General features: G+C 71.0%; 11 protein-coding genes. 4 read left to right on the top strand and 7 right to left on the bottom strand.

Going from position 1 to position 15,498, the window contains the following annotated elements; genetic code table 11:
• Positions 1-85: 85 nt before the first annotated feature.
• From AMIR_RS08805 to AMIR_RS08795, 3 genes are all read right to left on the bottom strand, one after another.
• Positions 86-1,660: a serine/threonine-protein kinase gene (locus tag AMIR_RS08805; RefSeq protein WP_240438867.1), complete on the bottom strand. Its 1,575-nt coding sequence runs from the start codon at positions 1,658-1,660 to the stop codon at positions 86-88.
• Positions 1,661-1,886: 226 nt separating this feature from the next.
• Positions 1,887-4,004, bottom strand: a complete 2,118-nt coding sequence (locus tag AMIR_RS08800; RefSeq protein WP_015800590.1) for a glycosyltransferase — start codon at positions 4,002-4,004, stop codon at positions 1,887-1,889.
• A 2-nt stretch (positions 4,005-4,006) separates the two neighbouring features.
• Positions 4,007-4,807: a WecB/TagA/CpsF family glycosyltransferase gene (locus AMIR_RS08795; RefSeq protein ID WP_245554599.1), complete on the bottom strand. Its 801-nt coding sequence runs from the start codon at positions 4,805-4,807 to the stop codon at positions 4,007-4,009.
• Between the two features lie 148 nt (positions 4,808-4,955).
• On the opposite strand from AMIR_RS08795, the gene AMIR_RS08790 reads away from it, so the two are divergent.
• On the top strand, positions 4,956-6,218 hold the full coding sequence (locus AMIR_RS08790) for an MFS transporter (protein WP_015800588.1): 1,263 nt from the start codon (positions 4,956-4,958) through the stop codon (positions 6,216-6,218).
• A 470-nt stretch (positions 6,219-6,688) separates the two neighbouring features.
• Here the strand turns inward: AMIR_RS08790 and AMIR_RS08785 are convergent, their stop codons facing one another.
• From AMIR_RS08785 to AMIR_RS08775, 3 genes are all read right to left on the bottom strand, one after another.
• On the bottom strand, positions 6,689-7,996 hold the full coding sequence (locus AMIR_RS08785) for a beta-propeller fold lactonase family protein (RefSeq protein WP_245554598.1): 1,308 nt from the start codon (positions 7,994-7,996) through the stop codon (positions 6,689-6,691).
• A 334-nt stretch (positions 7,997-8,330) separates the two neighbouring features.
• Positions 8,331-9,590, bottom strand: coding sequence for a hypothetical protein (locus AMIR_RS08780; protein ID WP_015800586.1), 1,260 nt, complete (start codon positions 9,588-9,590; stop codon positions 8,331-8,333).
• Between the two features lie 41 nt (positions 9,591-9,631).
• On the bottom strand, positions 9,632-10,480 hold the full coding sequence (locus AMIR_RS08775) for a glycosyltransferase (RefSeq protein WP_015800585.1): 849 nt from the start codon (positions 10,478-10,480) through the stop codon (positions 9,632-9,634).
• Positions 10,481-10,563: 83 nt separating this feature from the next.
• Here AMIR_RS08775 and AMIR_RS08770 point away from each other — a divergent pair, with 83 nt between their 5' ends.
• From AMIR_RS08770 to AMIR_RS08760, 3 genes are read left to right on the top strand one after another with little or no spacing between them, the layout of a single operon-like run.
• Positions 10,564-11,622 (top strand): glycosyltransferase family 2 protein, encoded by a 1,059-nt coding sequence (locus tag AMIR_RS08770; protein ID WP_015800584.1) that lies wholly within the window; start codon positions 10,564-10,566, stop codon positions 11,620-11,622.
• Positions 11,607-13,148 carry a lipopolysaccharide biosynthesis protein gene (locus tag AMIR_RS08765; protein ID WP_245554597.1) on the top strand — a complete coding sequence of 514 codons (1,542 nt, stop codon included), beginning with the start codon at positions 11,607-11,609 and terminating at the stop codon, positions 13,146-13,148. Before AMIR_RS08770 ends, AMIR_RS08765 begins: the two co-directional genes overlap by 16 nt.
• On the top strand, positions 13,145-14,365 hold the full coding sequence (locus AMIR_RS08760; protein WP_015800582.1) for a rhamnosyltransferase WsaF family glycosyltransferase: 1,221 nt from the start codon (positions 13,145-13,147) through the stop codon (positions 14,363-14,365). The genes AMIR_RS08765 and AMIR_RS08760 overlap by 4 nt, the downstream gene beginning before the upstream one ends.
• 493 nt (positions 14,366-14,858) lie before the next feature.
• Here the strand turns inward: AMIR_RS08760 and AMIR_RS08755 are convergent, their stop codons facing one another.
• Positions 14,859-15,374: an SDR family NAD(P)-dependent oxidoreductase gene (locus AMIR_RS08755; protein ID WP_245554596.1), complete on the bottom strand. Its 516-nt coding sequence runs from the start codon at positions 15,372-15,374 to the stop codon at positions 14,859-14,861.
• Positions 15,375-15,498 lie beyond the last annotated feature (124 nt).

The following is a 15,498-nucleotide window of genomic DNA, read 5'->3' as shown; positions in this document are numbered from 1 at the left end:
AGCCAGGGAAGCGCGACGCGGACCGGGCCTCGGGGGCGCGGTCCGCGTCGGCGGGTCGGTCGGTTCCGCTTGGCGCGGAAGGAGATCAGTGCGGGTCGTACGCGGTGCCGCCGTACCAGGCGAGCGCCGAGCGCAGCTCGACCACGTCGCGGTCGCGCCGCTTGCCGTGGCGCTCGTGCGAGATCGGGTACATCCGCATCCCGCCCTGGTGCGGGGTGAAGCTCCCCCGGCCCATGGGCTCGGGCACCTTCGCACCGCTCTTGAGCCACACCACCAGCCACGGCCTGCTGCGGTGCGACTCGACCCGGATGCGGTTGACCGCGTACCAGGGCACGAGCTGCTTCTGCCCGCCGCTGGCCACCGTGACGCCCTCGGCGCCGACGTCCAGCACGAGCGGCTCCTGCAGCGCGTCCGCGAACAGCCTGGCCGCCGTCACCAGCAGGCCCAGGCAGGCCACGATGGCGGCGAACTTGACCGGGTCGGGCGTGCTCCTCACGGAGGCGACGACGCCGGTCATGACGACGCCCGCGCCGTAGAACGCGGACCAGCCGTAGCCCACGACGCGCGAGGTGGCGAAGCGGGTGCCCTCGGGCTTGACCGACTTGCCGCGCTTGTCGGCGGTCGCGGGCGGCGAGGCGGGCTTGGTGGGCGGCTTGACCGCCGGGACCGCCGGGACCGCCTGGGACGCGGCGGCTGCCTGCGCGTTCTCCCGCGACATCGCCAGGGTCGGCGGCTTGACCGGCTCGGGCTGGGGCGGCTGGTTCTCCAGCAGGGTGGGCGTGGGGCCGGGTGGGACGCCGCCGTCGCCGGGGGTGCCGGGGTAGGAGCGGAGCTCGGTGCGCCGGGCCTCCACCAGGGTGCGCACCCGGTCGGGCAGCCAGGAGCCGTCCGCGCGCGGGGTGCCGATGGCCTCCAGGAGGCGCTCCGGGGTGGGCCGGTTGGCCGGGTCGCGCACCAGCATCGGCACGATCAGCGGCACCAGGCCCGGCGGGACCTTCGACAGGTCCGGCTCCTGGTGGACGACCCGGTAGACCAGCGCGGACGTGGAGCCCTCGCCGAACGGGCCCTCGCCGGTGGCGGCGAACACCAGGACGGAGCCGAGGGCGAACACGTCGCTCTGCGGGCCGACCGGCTCGCCGACGACCTGCTCGGGCGAGAGGTAGCCGGGGGTGCCGAAGACGATGCCCGCCTCGGTGAGCGCGGAGTGCTCCAGCGCGCGGGCGATGCCGAAGTCGATGACGCGGGGGCCGTCGTCGGCGAGCAGGACGTTGGACGGCTTGAGGTCGCGGTGCACCAGGCCCGCGCCGTGGATCGCGATGAGCGCCTCGGCGAGCCCGCCCGCGAGCCTGCGCACGGCCTTCTGCGGCAGCGGGCCCTGGTCGACGACGACCTGCTGGAGGTTGGGGCCGGGCACGTACTCGGTGGCCATCCAGGGCCGGTCGGCCTCGGGATCGGCGTCCACGACGATCGCGGTCCAGAACCCGCCGACCGCGCGCGCCATCTCCACCTCGCGGCGGAAGCGCTCGCGGAACTGCGGGTTGTCGGCCAGCTCCGGCCTGGCGACCTTCACCGCCAGGGGGCGACCGCCTCGGGACCGCGCCAGGTAGACCGATCCCATCGCGCCGCGACCCAGCATGGCCAGCAACGGGTAGTCACCCACTCGTTGCGGAGCGTTGGGGGGAAGTGGCTGCACGCCCCCCAGACTAGTTGTGACCGGTCGGGCGTTCCGGTCACCCTGCGGAACCAGGGGTGAGCGCTGCGGCGGGCCGGGCCGGTGACGTGGGGGAAGGGCAGGTCATGCGGGTGGCGCGGGACGGGGTGGTGGGGTTCGGCCGACCGCAGCGGGCGCCCCTCCAGGGTGAGGAGGGACGCCCGTGCGGGGCGGGTCACCCGGCGGTGGGGTGGTGCGGGGTGGTGCGGGCGCCCTCGGCGAGTTCGCGGAGCACGCCCGCGCGGGAGAGCCAGGAGTACGGCAGCACGGACGCGCGGAGCTGGTCCGGGGGCTTGGGCGCGCCGTGCTCCAGTGCCTCGCGGACGGCCGCGACGAACGTGGTGTGGTCGGCGGCGGCGCGGACCCGGTCGCGGTAGGCGTCGAGCTCGGCGAACTCGGTGGAGACCACCGGCAGGCCCAGGGCCAGGTACTCCTTGAGCTTGATCGGGTTGGAGTGCTTGATCCAGTCGTTGTCCTGCCACGGCATGATCGCCACGTCGAACGCCGAGCCGCAGGCCGGGATCACCTCGTAGGGCTTGAAGCCCAGCCAGTGCACGTTCGGGTACTTCGCGAACCGCTCCATCGGGTGGGTGGCGTCGCCGATGAGCAGGAGCGAGACGTCCGGCAGCTCGGCGGCCACCCGTTCGAGGAGGTCGAAGTCGACGACGAAGTCGTCCAGCGCGCCGAAGAACCCGACCCTGGGGCCGGGCACGGCGCGCACGTCGGCGGGCCACTGGGCCTGCGGGCGGGCGGTGAAGTGGTCGACGTCGACGCCGTGGTCCAGGAAGTGCGCGCGCTCACCGGTGAGGGGGGCCTCCTCGGCCATCAGGGCGTGGCTGACGTAGACGACGTGGTCGGAGTTGCGCAGCAGCTCGCGCTCCAGGGCGGCGATGGCCTCCCGGTCGGCCTCGGGGAAGTCCGAGTGCCGGTCGGAGCGGTTGAACACCAGGCTGGTGCGGCGCATGGGCGCGACGACGTCCCAGGCGGTCGGGATGGTCACCATGACCACCGGGGCGTCCAGCCGGAGCAGGGCGCAGACCAGGCGGACCTGGGCGCGCACGAGGACGGCGTTGACCTTGCGCAGGGTCGGGCTGCCGTAGAAGGGCAGCGGCAGCGGGGACATGACGTAGAAGTTCGGCTCGGGGCGGCGCAGGAACTTCGCGACCGACTTGAGCTTGCGCAGGACGCGGCGGGCGACGTGCGTGCTGTTGCCCCTGGTGGGCATCCGCATCCCGATGCTGTTGACCACCAGGACCTTCCTGCGGCGCGCCATCGAGCGCATCAGCTGGAAGTCCGAGTGCGCGCGGTTGTGGTACCACCAGTCCTGGGCGGAGAAGCAGACCCAGCCGGGTTCGTCGGCGACCGGGCGGGCACGGGCGGCGGCCGGGGTGAGCGGGGTCGCGGTGGCCGGGCGGGCGGGCCAGCGGCGCCAGCGCAGCAGGTCGGCGAGGGCCGCGCGGTGCTTGGGGTGGCGGGGCAGGCGGAGCAGCTCGTTGAGCAGCACGGCGAGCCAGGTGGCGGCGGCGGTGAGGCGGCCGGAGCGCTCGCGGGCCATGCGCACGCGGTTGGTGGTGGCCATCGACCACAGCCAGGGGGACGTGGACTGCTCACCGCCCAGGTGCACGGCGCGGGCGCGCGGCTCGAAGCGGGTGACGTGGCCCCGGTCGCCCGCGCGGAGCATGTACTCGGTCTCCTCGGAGTAGAGGAAGTAGCGCTCCTCCAGGAGGCCGGTGTCGGCGCGGCAGGCCGAGGAGATGAGCCAGGCGGCGCCGGTGGCCCAGTCGGCGGTGCCCGCGGCCCGGTAGGCGCGGGGGTCGACGACCAGCTCGCCGAGGGCGGGGGTGCGACCGGCGCGCTCGCCGCCGAGGACGGCCTCGCCGAGCGCGCGGAGGGCGGTGGGGGCGCGGCGGAGGGAGAGCTGGTGGTGGCCGTCCTCGCCTTCGAGCCTGGGGACGGCGATGCCGGTGCCGGGGACGGCGAGCGCGGCCTTGAGGAGGTCGATCGCGTCGGGGGCGAGGCGGACGTCCGGGTTGAGGACGAGGACGTCGCAGCCGGGGGCGGCGGCGAAGCCTGCGTTGACGCCCGCGCCGAAGCCGTCGTTGGTGGGGCGGGCGACGACGGTCGCGTCGGGGGCGGTGGCGCGGACGACGTCGAGGGTGTTGTCGGGGGAGGCGTTGTCCACGACGACGATCCGGCTGTCCGGGGTGGACTCCAGCGCGACGGCCACCGAGCGGAGGCAGTCGGCGACCACGTCGGCGCTGCGGTGGGTCACCACGACCACGGCTAGCGGCACGGTCAGTACTCCCTGGGGTTGGTGGAGCGAGTGGAACGAGCAGAACGAGTGGAACGAGCGGAACGAGCAGAACGAGTGGAACGAGCGGGGCGCAGGCGGGTGTGGACGGCGCCCGCGAGGAGGCGGAGGGCGAAGGGGAGGTCGTCGCGCAGGTAGCGGCGGGCCAGGCGGCGGGGTTCGAGGGCGAGGCGGTGGAGCCACTCGCCGCCTGCTCTCTGGACGAGGCCGGGGGCGCGGCGGAACTCGCCCGCGGCCATCGGGATGCCCGCGCCGCAGCCGAGGAACCAGGTGTCGGGGAGGCGGTCGCGGAGCAGTTCGATGAGGCGTTCCTGCTTCGGGAAGCCGAGTCCGACGAGGACCAGGTCGGGGTTCGCGGCGGCGCAGGCGGCGACGGCGCGCTCGGTCAGGTCGGGGTCGGTCTCGAAGCCGAACGGCGGTGAGTCCGTGCCCGCTATTCGCAGACCGGGGTAGCGGGCGGTGAGCGCGCGGGCGGCGGCCTCGGGGACGCCGGGGTTGCCGCCGAGGAGGTAGACGGAGCGGCCCGCGCGGGCGGCGGCCTCGGAGAGGGTGAACACGAGCGAGGAGCCCGTGACCCGCTCCGGGACCCTCGCACCCGCGATGCGGCCCGCCCAGACCACGGGCATCCCGTCCGCGACCACGACCTCGGAGCGGGCGATGAGCGCGGCCAGCGCGGGATCGCGGGTCGCGGCGCGGACGATGTCCACGTTGGCGGTGACGATGGCGCCGCCCTCCCCGTCGCTCCAGGCTGCGGAGACGTGCCGGGCGAGGTCGGCCTCGCTCACGGACCACACCGTGACAGCGCCCACCGGGACGCGGGCCTGCGGGTACGAAGGCATAACCGCGACATCGGCCGGGTGGTAGGGGTCGTTACGCGACGTGTTCCTCGCCCCAAACTCGTAACAGGCACGGTGAGTAGTCGATTAGGGGGGTATGTACGTCGCATCCGTCCGTCCCACTGATCGAGTGAAGGGGCGGGTGCCGGGCACCGTTTTCGCCCTGGGCGCGGTGAGCCTGCTCACCGACGTGTCCGCGGAGATGGTCACCGCCTTCCTGCCCGCGTACCTGCTGTTCACGCTGCAGATGAGCTACGCGCAGTTCGGGGTGCTGGACGGGTTGTACACCGGGGCCACGGCGGTGCTACGGCTGGTGGGCGGGCACCTGTCGGACAAGACGCAGCGGCACAAGGCGGTCGCGGTGTTCGGGTACGGGCTGTCCGCGGTGACGAAGCTGGTGTTCCCGGCGGTGGGGGCGTCCGCGTTCGGGATCGGGGCGACGATGGCCGCCGACCGGGCGGGCAAGGGGATGCGGACGGCGCCTCGGGACGCGCTGATCTCGTTGTCGACGCCGCCGGATCGGCTGGGGGCGGCGTTCGGGCTGCACCGGACGATGGACACGGCCGGGGCGTTGCTGGGGCCGTTGGTGACGTTCTTGCTGATGACCAATATTGGGATTGTGGCTGGGCCGGTTTTTGCGGTTAGTGCTTGTTTTGCGTTCGTGGGTGTGATCGTGCTGGTGGCGTTCGTGCGGGAGCACCGGGCGGCCAAGCCGGCCGGGCCTTCGCCCTCGTTCCGGGCCGGGGTCGGGTTGTTGCGGGATGCCCGGTATCGGCGGGTTGCGGTTGGCACCGGGTTGTTGGGGTTGGCCACGTTGTCGGATGCGTTTGTTTTCATCCTGGTGCAGAAGGCGACCGGGATTCCGCAGGGGTTGTTGCCGTTGTTGCCGTTGGGGACGGCGTTGGTTTTTCTGGTTGCGGCTACGCCCATGGGGCGGTTGTCGGATCGGGTGGGGAGTTGGAACGTGTTCCTGGGGGGGCACGTTTTGTTGCTCGTGGTTTATTTGCTGTTGCTGGTTCCGGGGAGCGGGTACGTGGGGGCCGGGGTTGCCCTGGTGTTGCACGGGTTGTTCTACGCGTGCAGCGATGGGGTGCTGTCGGCTCGGGTCAGTCCGCTGGTTCCGGAGTCGTTGCGGGCTTCGGGGTTGGCCGTGGTGCAGACGGGGCAGGCTTTGACCCGGACTGTGTCTTCGGTTGGGTTTGGGGTTTTGTTGCAGTTCGCGGTTTTTGGGGTTGCGGTGTGGACTGCGATTGTGGCTTTGGTTGTCGGGGTGGGCGGGGCTTGGTGGTTGACGGCTCGGGATGGGGATGGGGGCGGGGGCGGAGATGGGGGCGGGGCTTCGGCTTCCGCTTCGGTTTAGATGGCTGAGAGTTTTAAGTCAAGAGCTGAAGGGCACGCCTCGCCGGCGGGGCAGACCTCCAAAAAAGAGGGGACACGGGCTCTGTCGGCCGGTGGCCGTTGGGGTGGTGGTGCGGTTTACCCCTGCGGTGGTCCGGGTCCCTCTTCTCCGTTTGGCCTCCTTTCAGGCAAGCACGCTCGTCAAGACGCCGTATGACTCGGGCGGTCTGCCGTGGCAGTGCGGCGGCATCTTGACAAGCGTGCTCGGGCTTCGCCAGGCCAAACGGAGAAGAGGGACGCGGGTGGCTGAGCTGCGGGCTCGCTGCGCTCGCCCCGCAGCCCGCGAGGCGGTCGGCTTGCGGGCCGCGAGTGCGGTCGGCTTGCGGGCCGCGAGTGCGATCGGCCTGCGGGGTGCTGGATGGTTGGGGTGTTCGCGTACGACTGCGCCCCACCTCCCTGCGGGGAGGTGGGGCGCAGTGGTGTTTCTGTGGCTTAGCCGAGGAAGTTCCAGCCTCGGGCCACGGACTTGCCGTGGGCGGTGTCGCCCGCGTAGGACGCGGTGTAGCCGCCCAGGATTGCGGACAGGCCCACGATGATGAGGACCTTCGCGTCGCACTTCGCCACGCCTGCCGCGTTCGTCTTCGCGGTGCAGAGCTTGGTGCCCTTCAGGGTGGTGAAGGTGATCTCCTTGTTCGCCACCGGCTTGCCCGACGCGGACTCGGTGAGGGTCGCGGTCAGGTTGTTGATGGTGGTGCCGAACAGGCGGAACTTCACGGTCGCCTTGCCCGCGGTCAGGGTGGTCGCGGCGTCGGCGATGGTGTGGACGGCCACGCCCACCGGGTTGGTGCCGACGGGGACCGTGCCGGTGACGGCCAGGGTCTTGGTGTCCAGGACCGAGACGGTGTTGCTGTTGAAGTTCGTGACGTACGCCTTGCGGCCGTCCGGGGTGAGGGCGACGCCGATCGGGCGGTCGCCCACCGGGATGTCGGTGACCGGGGCCAGCTTGTCCAGGTCGAGGACGCTGACCGAGTCGGACTCGCTGTTGGTGACGAAGGCGCGCTTGCCGTCCGCGGTCACGGCGATGCCGTGGGGCACCCAGCCGACCGGGATGGTGGCCACGATCTTGCTGTTGGTGAGCAGGCCGGTCAGGTTGATGACGACGACGTTGGTCGACATCTTGTTGACCACGAGCAGCTTGGCGCCGTCCGGGGTGACCGCGACATCGGTCGGGGTCGCGCCCGTCGGGATGTCCAGCAGCTGGAGGTTCGTGGTGGTGTCGACGACCGAGACGGTGCCCTGGCCGGGGACGTCGTGGGCGACGAACAGGCGCGAGCCGTCCGGGCTGAGGGTGACGCCGTCCGCGTTCGGGCCGACGGTGATGGTGTCCGTGGTGGCCAGGGTGGCGGTGTCGACGACCGAGACGGTGCCGGAGCGGTAGTTGCTCACGTACACCTGGGCGCCGGTCGGGGAGACCACGACGCCCGCCGGGCCGTCGCCCACCGGGACGTTCGCCTCGACGGCGTTCGTGACGGTGTTGAAGACGGTCAGGGTGTTGTCGCGGACGTTGGTGACGTAGCCGCGCGCGCCGTCGAAGGCGACCTCGACGCCGTACGGCGAGTTCGCGCCGTCGCCGCCGTTGACGGTGCTGGTCACCTGGTCCGTGGCGGTGTCGAGGACGGACACGCCGCCGCCGTTGTTGGCGACGTAGCCGAGCACGCGCGATGCGGGCGCGGCGGCCTTCTGGGACTGGGCGGGCGCTGCGAGCGCTGCGCCGGGGGCCAGCAGGAGGGTCGCTCCCACGGCAGCTGCGCCGCACACCGCGGTCGCCTTGTGGAACTGCTTCAGCACTCTCCGGCCTTCCTGTTGAACGGGTCCCGCAACGACCCATCGCAGGCTCACCCGAACGTGTTTCAGTCCGGAGAGGACAGAGCGTGACTGACGCATACCCGGAGAGGACTTCCAGGCACAGAACGATCTTTGCCGTCCACCGTTCGAGTGGGGATCGTCACCGGTGGGTAATTAAGATCCACAAAGGACGATCCAGTGAGTCCACCCCCCTCAGCGCACCGGCCCGGTCACTTGAGGTGACCGGGCCGGTGCGGTGAGAGGTGGATCAGGAGAGCGTGGCGCGGGGTCAGAAGCGGTAGACGTGGACGCCGTAGGGGGCGAACTTGTCGACGATCTTGCCGTTCTGGATCTCCACGGTGCGGTTCTCGCCCTCGACGGTGGCGGTGCCGGAGGTCGTCGGGACGGAGAGCTCGACCTCGGCGGCCTTGCTCTTCGGGTTCTCGGCGTTGCCGTCGGTCTGGGCGATCACCCAGTGCTTGCCGTCGGAGACCTTGTGGAGGACCGGGACCGGGATGCCGTTGTCGCTCTTCGCGGAGACGCCTGCCAGGCTCGGGGAGTTCAGGACTGGCGCCAGGGAGGTCAGCCTGGCGTTGACGCTCTTCACGCGTTCGCGGATGTCGTCCCTGGTCAGGAGGCTGGCGTACTCGCCGGTGCCGTCCGTGTGGAAGCTGTGGGCGAAGTAGTTGATGCCCGTCGCGCCGTGCAGGATCGTGTTCCAGACGGCCGACTCCAGCTGGTCGGGGGTGATGGTCTCGCCCTTGTCGTGCGGGTGGCCGGTCTCGACGAAGCCGTAGATCGGCTTGTCGGGGCCGCACCACTTGCGCATGGTGTCGATGACCTCGCCGTAGGTGTAGGCGCCGACCCGGTGGTCGCGGTCGGGGTGGGTCCAGCCGTAGAAGTCGGCCGAGACGAGGTCGGCGGCGGAGCAGTAGGTCCGCATGTCCTCCTCGTACGACTTCTCGATGTAGCCGTAGCCGACGCCGCCGCCGGGGGTGCCCATCCAGGGGCTGAAGTTCAGGTAGGTGGGGCGCGACGGGTCCTTCGCCCGGATCTCGTTCGCCTCCTCGAGGATGGCGGACGGCTGCATGTCGGGGTGGAACTTGTCGCCGTACGCCTTGTTCATGTCGGGCTCGTCGGCGACCAGGTAGCCGACGTAGTTGCGGGCGTGCGCGGTGTCACCGAGGACGACGTCGGCGCGCTGGGGGTCGACGAAGGCGCGCCAGTCGGTGGCCAGGAGGCCCTCGCGGCGCAGGTACCACCACTCGTCGTCCCACAGGCCGATCGTGAAGTCGACGCCGACCTGCGGGTACGCGGCGCCGAGCTTGACGCCGTCCTCGACGCCGGACGGGTCCTGCATCCACACCGAGATCGGGAAGATCGACGGGTCACCGGTCGGGTTGGGGCCGTTGGACCACTGCTTGTAGTAGTCGAGGGTGGGGCCGGGCAGGCGTCGGTCGTCGAGGCCGGGGACGGTCTCGGCGGTCGCCGTGCAGCCCGCGAGCGCCAGGACGGCGGCGGCAGCGGCCAGTAAACGAGCACGAACCACAGTCGTGCGCTCCTTCAGTTCCGGGGTGGCCCGTCAGCCGGTCACGCTCGGCCGCGGGAGGCGATGGCCTTCTTGGCCTTCTCGAAGCCGTCGGCGCCGAGCAGGCGCATCGCCGCGGTCTTGGCGACGAATCTCGCGCTGTCCCGCGCCACCCGCAAGGGGTGTCCCACGAACCGGTCACGGGCGAGCACGCTTTGTGCGGGCTCCGGGACGTCGTTGAGGGCTTCGCCGAACAGCGGACGGTAGGGGGACGGCGCGGTCAGGCGACCCCTGGTCCGGTTGCTGACGTTACCCCCGTGCACCACCTGCAACCAGCCAGGAGCGCCCCCGAGGGAGGCCACGGCGGCGTGCCGGTGGAGGCGGTTGTGCCAGTCCGCCCAGCACGTGATCGGGGCGTCCCACGGCTCCCTGATGGAGGCGAACGCATTGTCGCGGTCGTGGTGCAGGTACAGCCCATCCGGGCTCTTGACCAGGCCGTTCGCCAGGTAGTAAGCCGTGCGCGGGGCGCGCGGGACCTCGGCCTGGAGGCGCGCGACGAAGTTCGCGGCGAGGCCGTCGTCGTTGTCCAGGTTCGTGGTGATGAGCTCGTCGCCGCGCTCCGGGAGCAGGGCGGTGATGTCGGACACCAGATCATCCCTGCTCACGGACTCGCGGAACACCGGCGTGTAGGTGTCGCCGTGGGTGGCGACGCGGTCCTTGAGCCAGGTCGGGCTCTCCGGGTCGAAGTAGATCAACCAGGTGAAGTTCCGCGAGGTCTGCGCCCGTACCGAGGGCAGGCAGTAGCGCTCGAACAGCCCGATGCGCTCGGTGAGCCAGCCCTCGCGCGCCCGCACGACGCTCTCCGCGCCGGGCGAGGGCAGGTTGAAGCGCGTCAAGATCACGTGGTCCATCGATCCCCTTCCGGTAACCACCCCCTACATCGGCCGGGAGGGGCCCGCGTTAACGAACCGGGGGCGCGGACGATGAGTAGGGCGTGACTCGAGACCCGGCACGTCCCACGGTCGATGTCGTCATACCCTGCTACAACTACGCCAGGTTCCTGCGCGCTTGCGTGCGCAGCGCGCTGGACCAGCCGGGCGTGGACGTGCGGGTGTTGATCATCGATGACACCTCAAGCGACGAGACCCCGCAGGTCATGGCCGAGCTGATGGCCGAGGACCCCCGTGTGGAGGGCCGTCGGCACGAGGTCAACAAGGGGCACATCGCCACCTACAACGAGGGCCTGCTGGAGTGGGCCAAGGCCGATTACACGGTGCTGCTGTCGGCCGACGACCTGCTCGCGCCCGGTTCGCTGGCCCGCGCCGCGCAGGTGTTCCGGGACAACCCGAAGGTCGGCATGGTCTACGGCCGGGTCGTCTACTACCAGGACCACGACGACCTTCCCTCGATCGTGGCCGCGCCCGCGGGGACCACCGTCTGGTCCGGTGTGGACTGGATCGAGCGCCGTTGCCGCACCGGTCAGAACGTGCTGTCCTCTCCTGAGGCGGTCGTGCGCACCTCGGTCCAGCAGGCCGTCGGCGGCTACCGCCCCGACCTCCCGCACGCGGGTGACCTGGAGATGTGGATGCGCATCGCGGCCGTGTCGGACATCGGGTACGTGCGGGGCGCGCCCGCCGCGTACTACCGGGTCCACCAGCAGAGCATGTTCCGCACCCAGTTCTCCTCGGTGTTCGCGGACCTGGAGCAGCGGCAGGCGGTGTTCGACCGGTTCTTCGCCGAGCACCCCGACCTGCCCGGCGCCGGGATGCTGCGGGCGCTCGCGAAGCGGTCCATCGCCAAGGACGCCCTGTGGCGGGCCGTGCGCGCCTACGACCGGGACAAGCTCGACGAGATCCCGGCGGACGAGCTGGCCGAGTTCGCGGAGAAGGTCTACGGCGGGGCCGGGAACCTGCCCGAGCACCGCGCGCTGACCAGGCGCAAGGCCCTCGGCCCGAAGGTGTGCAGCCGCACCCAGCTGTTCGTGGGCTCGCACCTGGCCAAGCGCGGGATGGGCTGGGTGGGCAAGCAAGTGTGGAAGTGGCGCGGGCAGTGACCGGACCGGGCGGCGGGGCAGGGTCAGGAGCGGGGAGCGAGACAGGGGCAGGGGCCCTCGATCCCGCCTCCGGGGCAGGGGCCGCCGATCCCGCCACCGGCTCCGGCCTGGGCGGTCGGGTCGGGTCTGCGATCCGGTGGAGCGCGATCAACAGCCTGCTCCAGCGGGTCAGCCAGGTCGGGGTCGGGGTGCTGCTGGCGCGGTTGATCGCGCCCGAGCAGTTCGGCGTGTTCGCGGTGGCGCTCGTGGTGCTCAACATCGTGCTGAGCGTCAGCGAGATGGGCGTCAGCGTGGCGCTGGTGCGCACCGACGAGCCGGTGGAGGACCTGGCGCCGACGGTCACGACGCTGTCGATCCTGTCCGGGTGCCTGCTGTTCGGCATCTGCGTGGTCGGGGCGCCGTACTTCGCCGAGGCGATGGACACGCCCGAGGCCACCGGGGTGATCCGGCTGATGTCGTTCGCGCTGGTCATCGCGGGCGCGTCGGCGGTTCCGGGCGCGCTGCTCCAGCGCGAGTTCCGGCAGGACCACAAGTTCGCGGCCGACACCTCGGCGTTCGTCGTCGGCACCACCGTGGTGGTCGTCATGGCGCTGATGGGGTTCGGGGCGTGGAGCCTGGCGTGGTCGCGGATCGCGACGAACCTGACCGCCGCGGTGGTGATGTTCGCGTTCACCAAGCAGCGGTACCGGCCGGGCTTCGACCCGGTGAAGGCCCGCGAGGCCCTGTCGTTCGGGCTGCCGCTGGCCGGGGCGAGCCTGCTGGTGTTCGGGGTGCTCAACGTCGACTACATCATGGTCGGCCACCTGCTGGGGACCACCGCGCTCGGCTTCTACATGATGGCGTTCAACCTGGCGAACTGGCCGGTCGGCGCGTTCTCGCAGCCGGTGCGCAGCGTGTCGCTGGCGGCGTTCTCGCAGGTCAGGAGCGATCAGGAGCGGTTCGCGGCGACGTTCGCGCGGGCGCTGCGGCTGCTGGCCCTGGTGACCGTGCCCGCGTGCGTGCTGCTCGGCTCGCTCAGCGACCCGATCGTGCGCGTGGTCTACGGCGAGCGCTGGGCCCCGTCCGCCGCGCCGCTGGCGCTGCTCGTGCTGCTGGGCGCGCTGCGGGTGGCGCTGGAGCTGGGCTACGACTACCTGGCGAGCGCGGGCCGCTCCAAGGCGATCCTGTACATCCACGTGCTGTGGCTGGTCGTGCTGGTGCCGCTGCTGGCGCTGGGCGCGCACCTGGACGGCATCCGGGGGGTCGCGGCGGCGCAGAGCGTGGTGGTGCTGCTGTTCATCGTGCCCGCGTACCTGGTGGCGTTCAAGCCGTACGGCCTGCGACCGGGCCTGCTGGGCGCCGCGGTGGCCAGGCCGGTGCTCGGCGGTGTGGTGATGGGCGCGGTGGCGGTCGGCGTGCAGTGGGCGGTGGACGAGCCGCTGCTGCGCCTGCTGGTGGGCGGCGCGCTGTCGACCCTGGCCTACGCGGCGGTCGTCTACCCGCTCAGGGGTGAGGTCATCGGCGTGCTGCGGAGGGGCGGGGCGTGAGCGTGAGGCGGCGGGTGCACCAGGTCGCGAACATCGTTCGGGACGGCGGGCTGCGGGGGTTGGGCGCGCGGGCGCTGGGGAGGGTCGCGGCCCGGCTGGGCGGGGACGGGGAGGTGTTCCCGGTCCGGCTGGAGGACGTGCGGGCCGCCGACGTGACCCGGCGACCGCCGGTGGTCGTGCCGCCGATGCCGCCGGACGGGCGGCTGACCGTGAACTGGGTCTGCACACCCCCCTCCCCCGGTTCCGGCGGCCACACCACGATGTTCCGCCTGGTGGAGCACCTGGAGGCCGCAGGCCACACCTGCCGCCTCTACCTGTACGACGTCTACGGCAGCCGCGCGGCGGACCACGAACCGGGCATCCGAGCCGCCTACCCCGGCTTCCGGGGCGAGATCCACGACGTGACCGGGGGCATGGCCGACGCGCACGCCGTCTTCGCCACCGCCTGGATGACCGCCTACCCCGTGTTCAACGACCCGTGCGCGGGCAAGCGCTTCTACCTCGTGCAGGACTACGAGCCTTGGTTCTTCCCCCGCGGCGGCCTCTCGGCACTGGCCGAGAACACCTACCGGATGGGCTTCCACGGCTTCACCGCGGGCCGCTTCCTGGCCGGAAAGCTCCACGACGACGCCGGAATGGCCGCGGACTCGTTCGACTTCGGCTGCGACACAACCCGCTACCGCCTCCTGGACGGCGCGCGCCGAGACGGCGTGGTCTTCTACGCGAGACGCCTGGCCCCACGCCGGGCGATCGAGGTGGGCCTGCTGGCCCTGGAGGTCTTCACCCGCGAACACCCGGAAGTCGTAGTGCACACCTACGGCGAGAAGATCGGCTCGCTGGGCAACGGCCACATCGACCACGGCCTGGTGACCCCGGACGAGCTGAACCGGATCTACAACCGCTGCTACGCCGGTTTGTCACTGTCCATGACGAACGTGTCCCTGGTCCCGCACGAAATGCTGGCGGCGGGATGCATACCCGTGGTGAACGAGGCAGAGCACAACAAAATCGTCCTGGACAACGAGTTCGTCCGCTACGCCCCCGCAACCCCCCACGAACTGGCAAGGGCAATGGCCAACGTGGTGACCATGAAGCCACAAGACTTCGACGCCCTGGCCACCAAGGCCGCCGGAAGCGTAACCGGCCGCTCCTGGGACGACGCAGGCAGAGAGCTGGACCGGTTGCTGCGACGCGAACTGGGAACGCCCGAAGCCTAATGACCGCTTCGCGGGCTGCGGGGCGAGCGCAGCGAGCCCGCAGCCGCCCAATCCCGCGTCCCTCTTCTCCGTTTGGCCTGGCGAAGCCCGAGCGCAGGTGTCAAGACGCCGCCGCACTGCCCGGAAGACCGGGGTGCCCAACGGCGTCTTGACGCCTGTGCTTGCCTGAAAGGAGGCCACACGGAGAAGAGGGACCCCGCCCACCGCAGTGGTAAACGAGACCAGCAGCGGAACGGTCACCGGCCGACAGGGCTCGTCCCCCTCTTTTTTGGAGGTCTGCCCCGCCGGCGAGGCGTGCTTGTAGCTCTTCAGCCTTTGCTCTTCAGCCTTTGCTCTTCAGCCTTTGCTCTTCAGCCTTTGCTCTTCAGCTCTCAAAGCCCGCAAACCAAGCCCTCACCACCGGAAAAGCCCTGCGACTCACCATCACCCCGTTCACCGCACTCGACTCACGCGTCACCGCCGAGGCGGAAGCCGAAGCGCTCCACCGAGACCGTCACCGAGCCGTGTACCCGGCATCCGCGTGAATCGTCGTCCCCGTCAGGTACGAGGACGCGTCACTGGCCAGCCACAAGCCGGCCTGCGCGATCTCCCGCCCCTGCCCGAACCGCCCCAGCAGGCTCAACTGCGGCGCGAACTCCTCCGCCGTCTGCCCGGTCTCCGCCAGCGCCGCCACCTTGGTCATCCCGACCACACCGTGCTTCGCCGCCACATAAGCGATGTTGTTCGGCTGCGGCCGGAACCCGCTCACCGACGAGATGTTCACGATCGACCCACCGCCCCCCTGCTCCAGGAGCCGGCGGATCTCGTACTTCATGCACACCGCGACGTCCAGCCTGCCGTAAGCGGCCACGGTCGCAGCGACCATGCCCTGCACCTGCTCGCTGCTGGAGACGTCGACCTCGACGAAGCGCGCCTCGCCACCCGCCTCGACGACCTTCGCGCCCGCCTCGGCGAACAGCTTGGCGGTCTCGTACCCCATGCCCATCGCCGCGCCGAACGGAAGAACCACCACCCGGAGGAACACCGAGGGAGAACACCGAGGAGGAACACCAGCCCCATCGTTCCGATATCCGGGAAAACCACCTGTCCGGGAAAACCACCCCCGGAACAAAACACCACCTAGATCCAATACC

Origin of the sequence: Actinosynnema mirum DSM 43827 (assembly GCF_000023245.1) — a bacterium.
GTDB classification, from domain to species: domain Bacteria; phylum Actinomycetota; class Actinomycetes; order Mycobacteriales; family Pseudonocardiaceae; genus Actinosynnema; species Actinosynnema mirum.
This window is presented reverse-complemented; position numbering and strand designations above follow the sequence as displayed.

What these genes read in the sequence shown, in the direction of transcription:
- AMIR_RS08790 (WP_015800588.1), top strand. Translation starts at nt 4,956, where the DNA reads ATGTACGTCGCATCCGTCCGTCCCACTGATCGAGTGAAGGGGCGGGTG.
- AMIR_RS08775 (WP_015800585.1), bottom strand. Translation starts at nt 10,480, where the DNA reads ATGGACCACGTGATCTTGACGCGCTTCAACCTGCCCTCGCCCGGCGCG.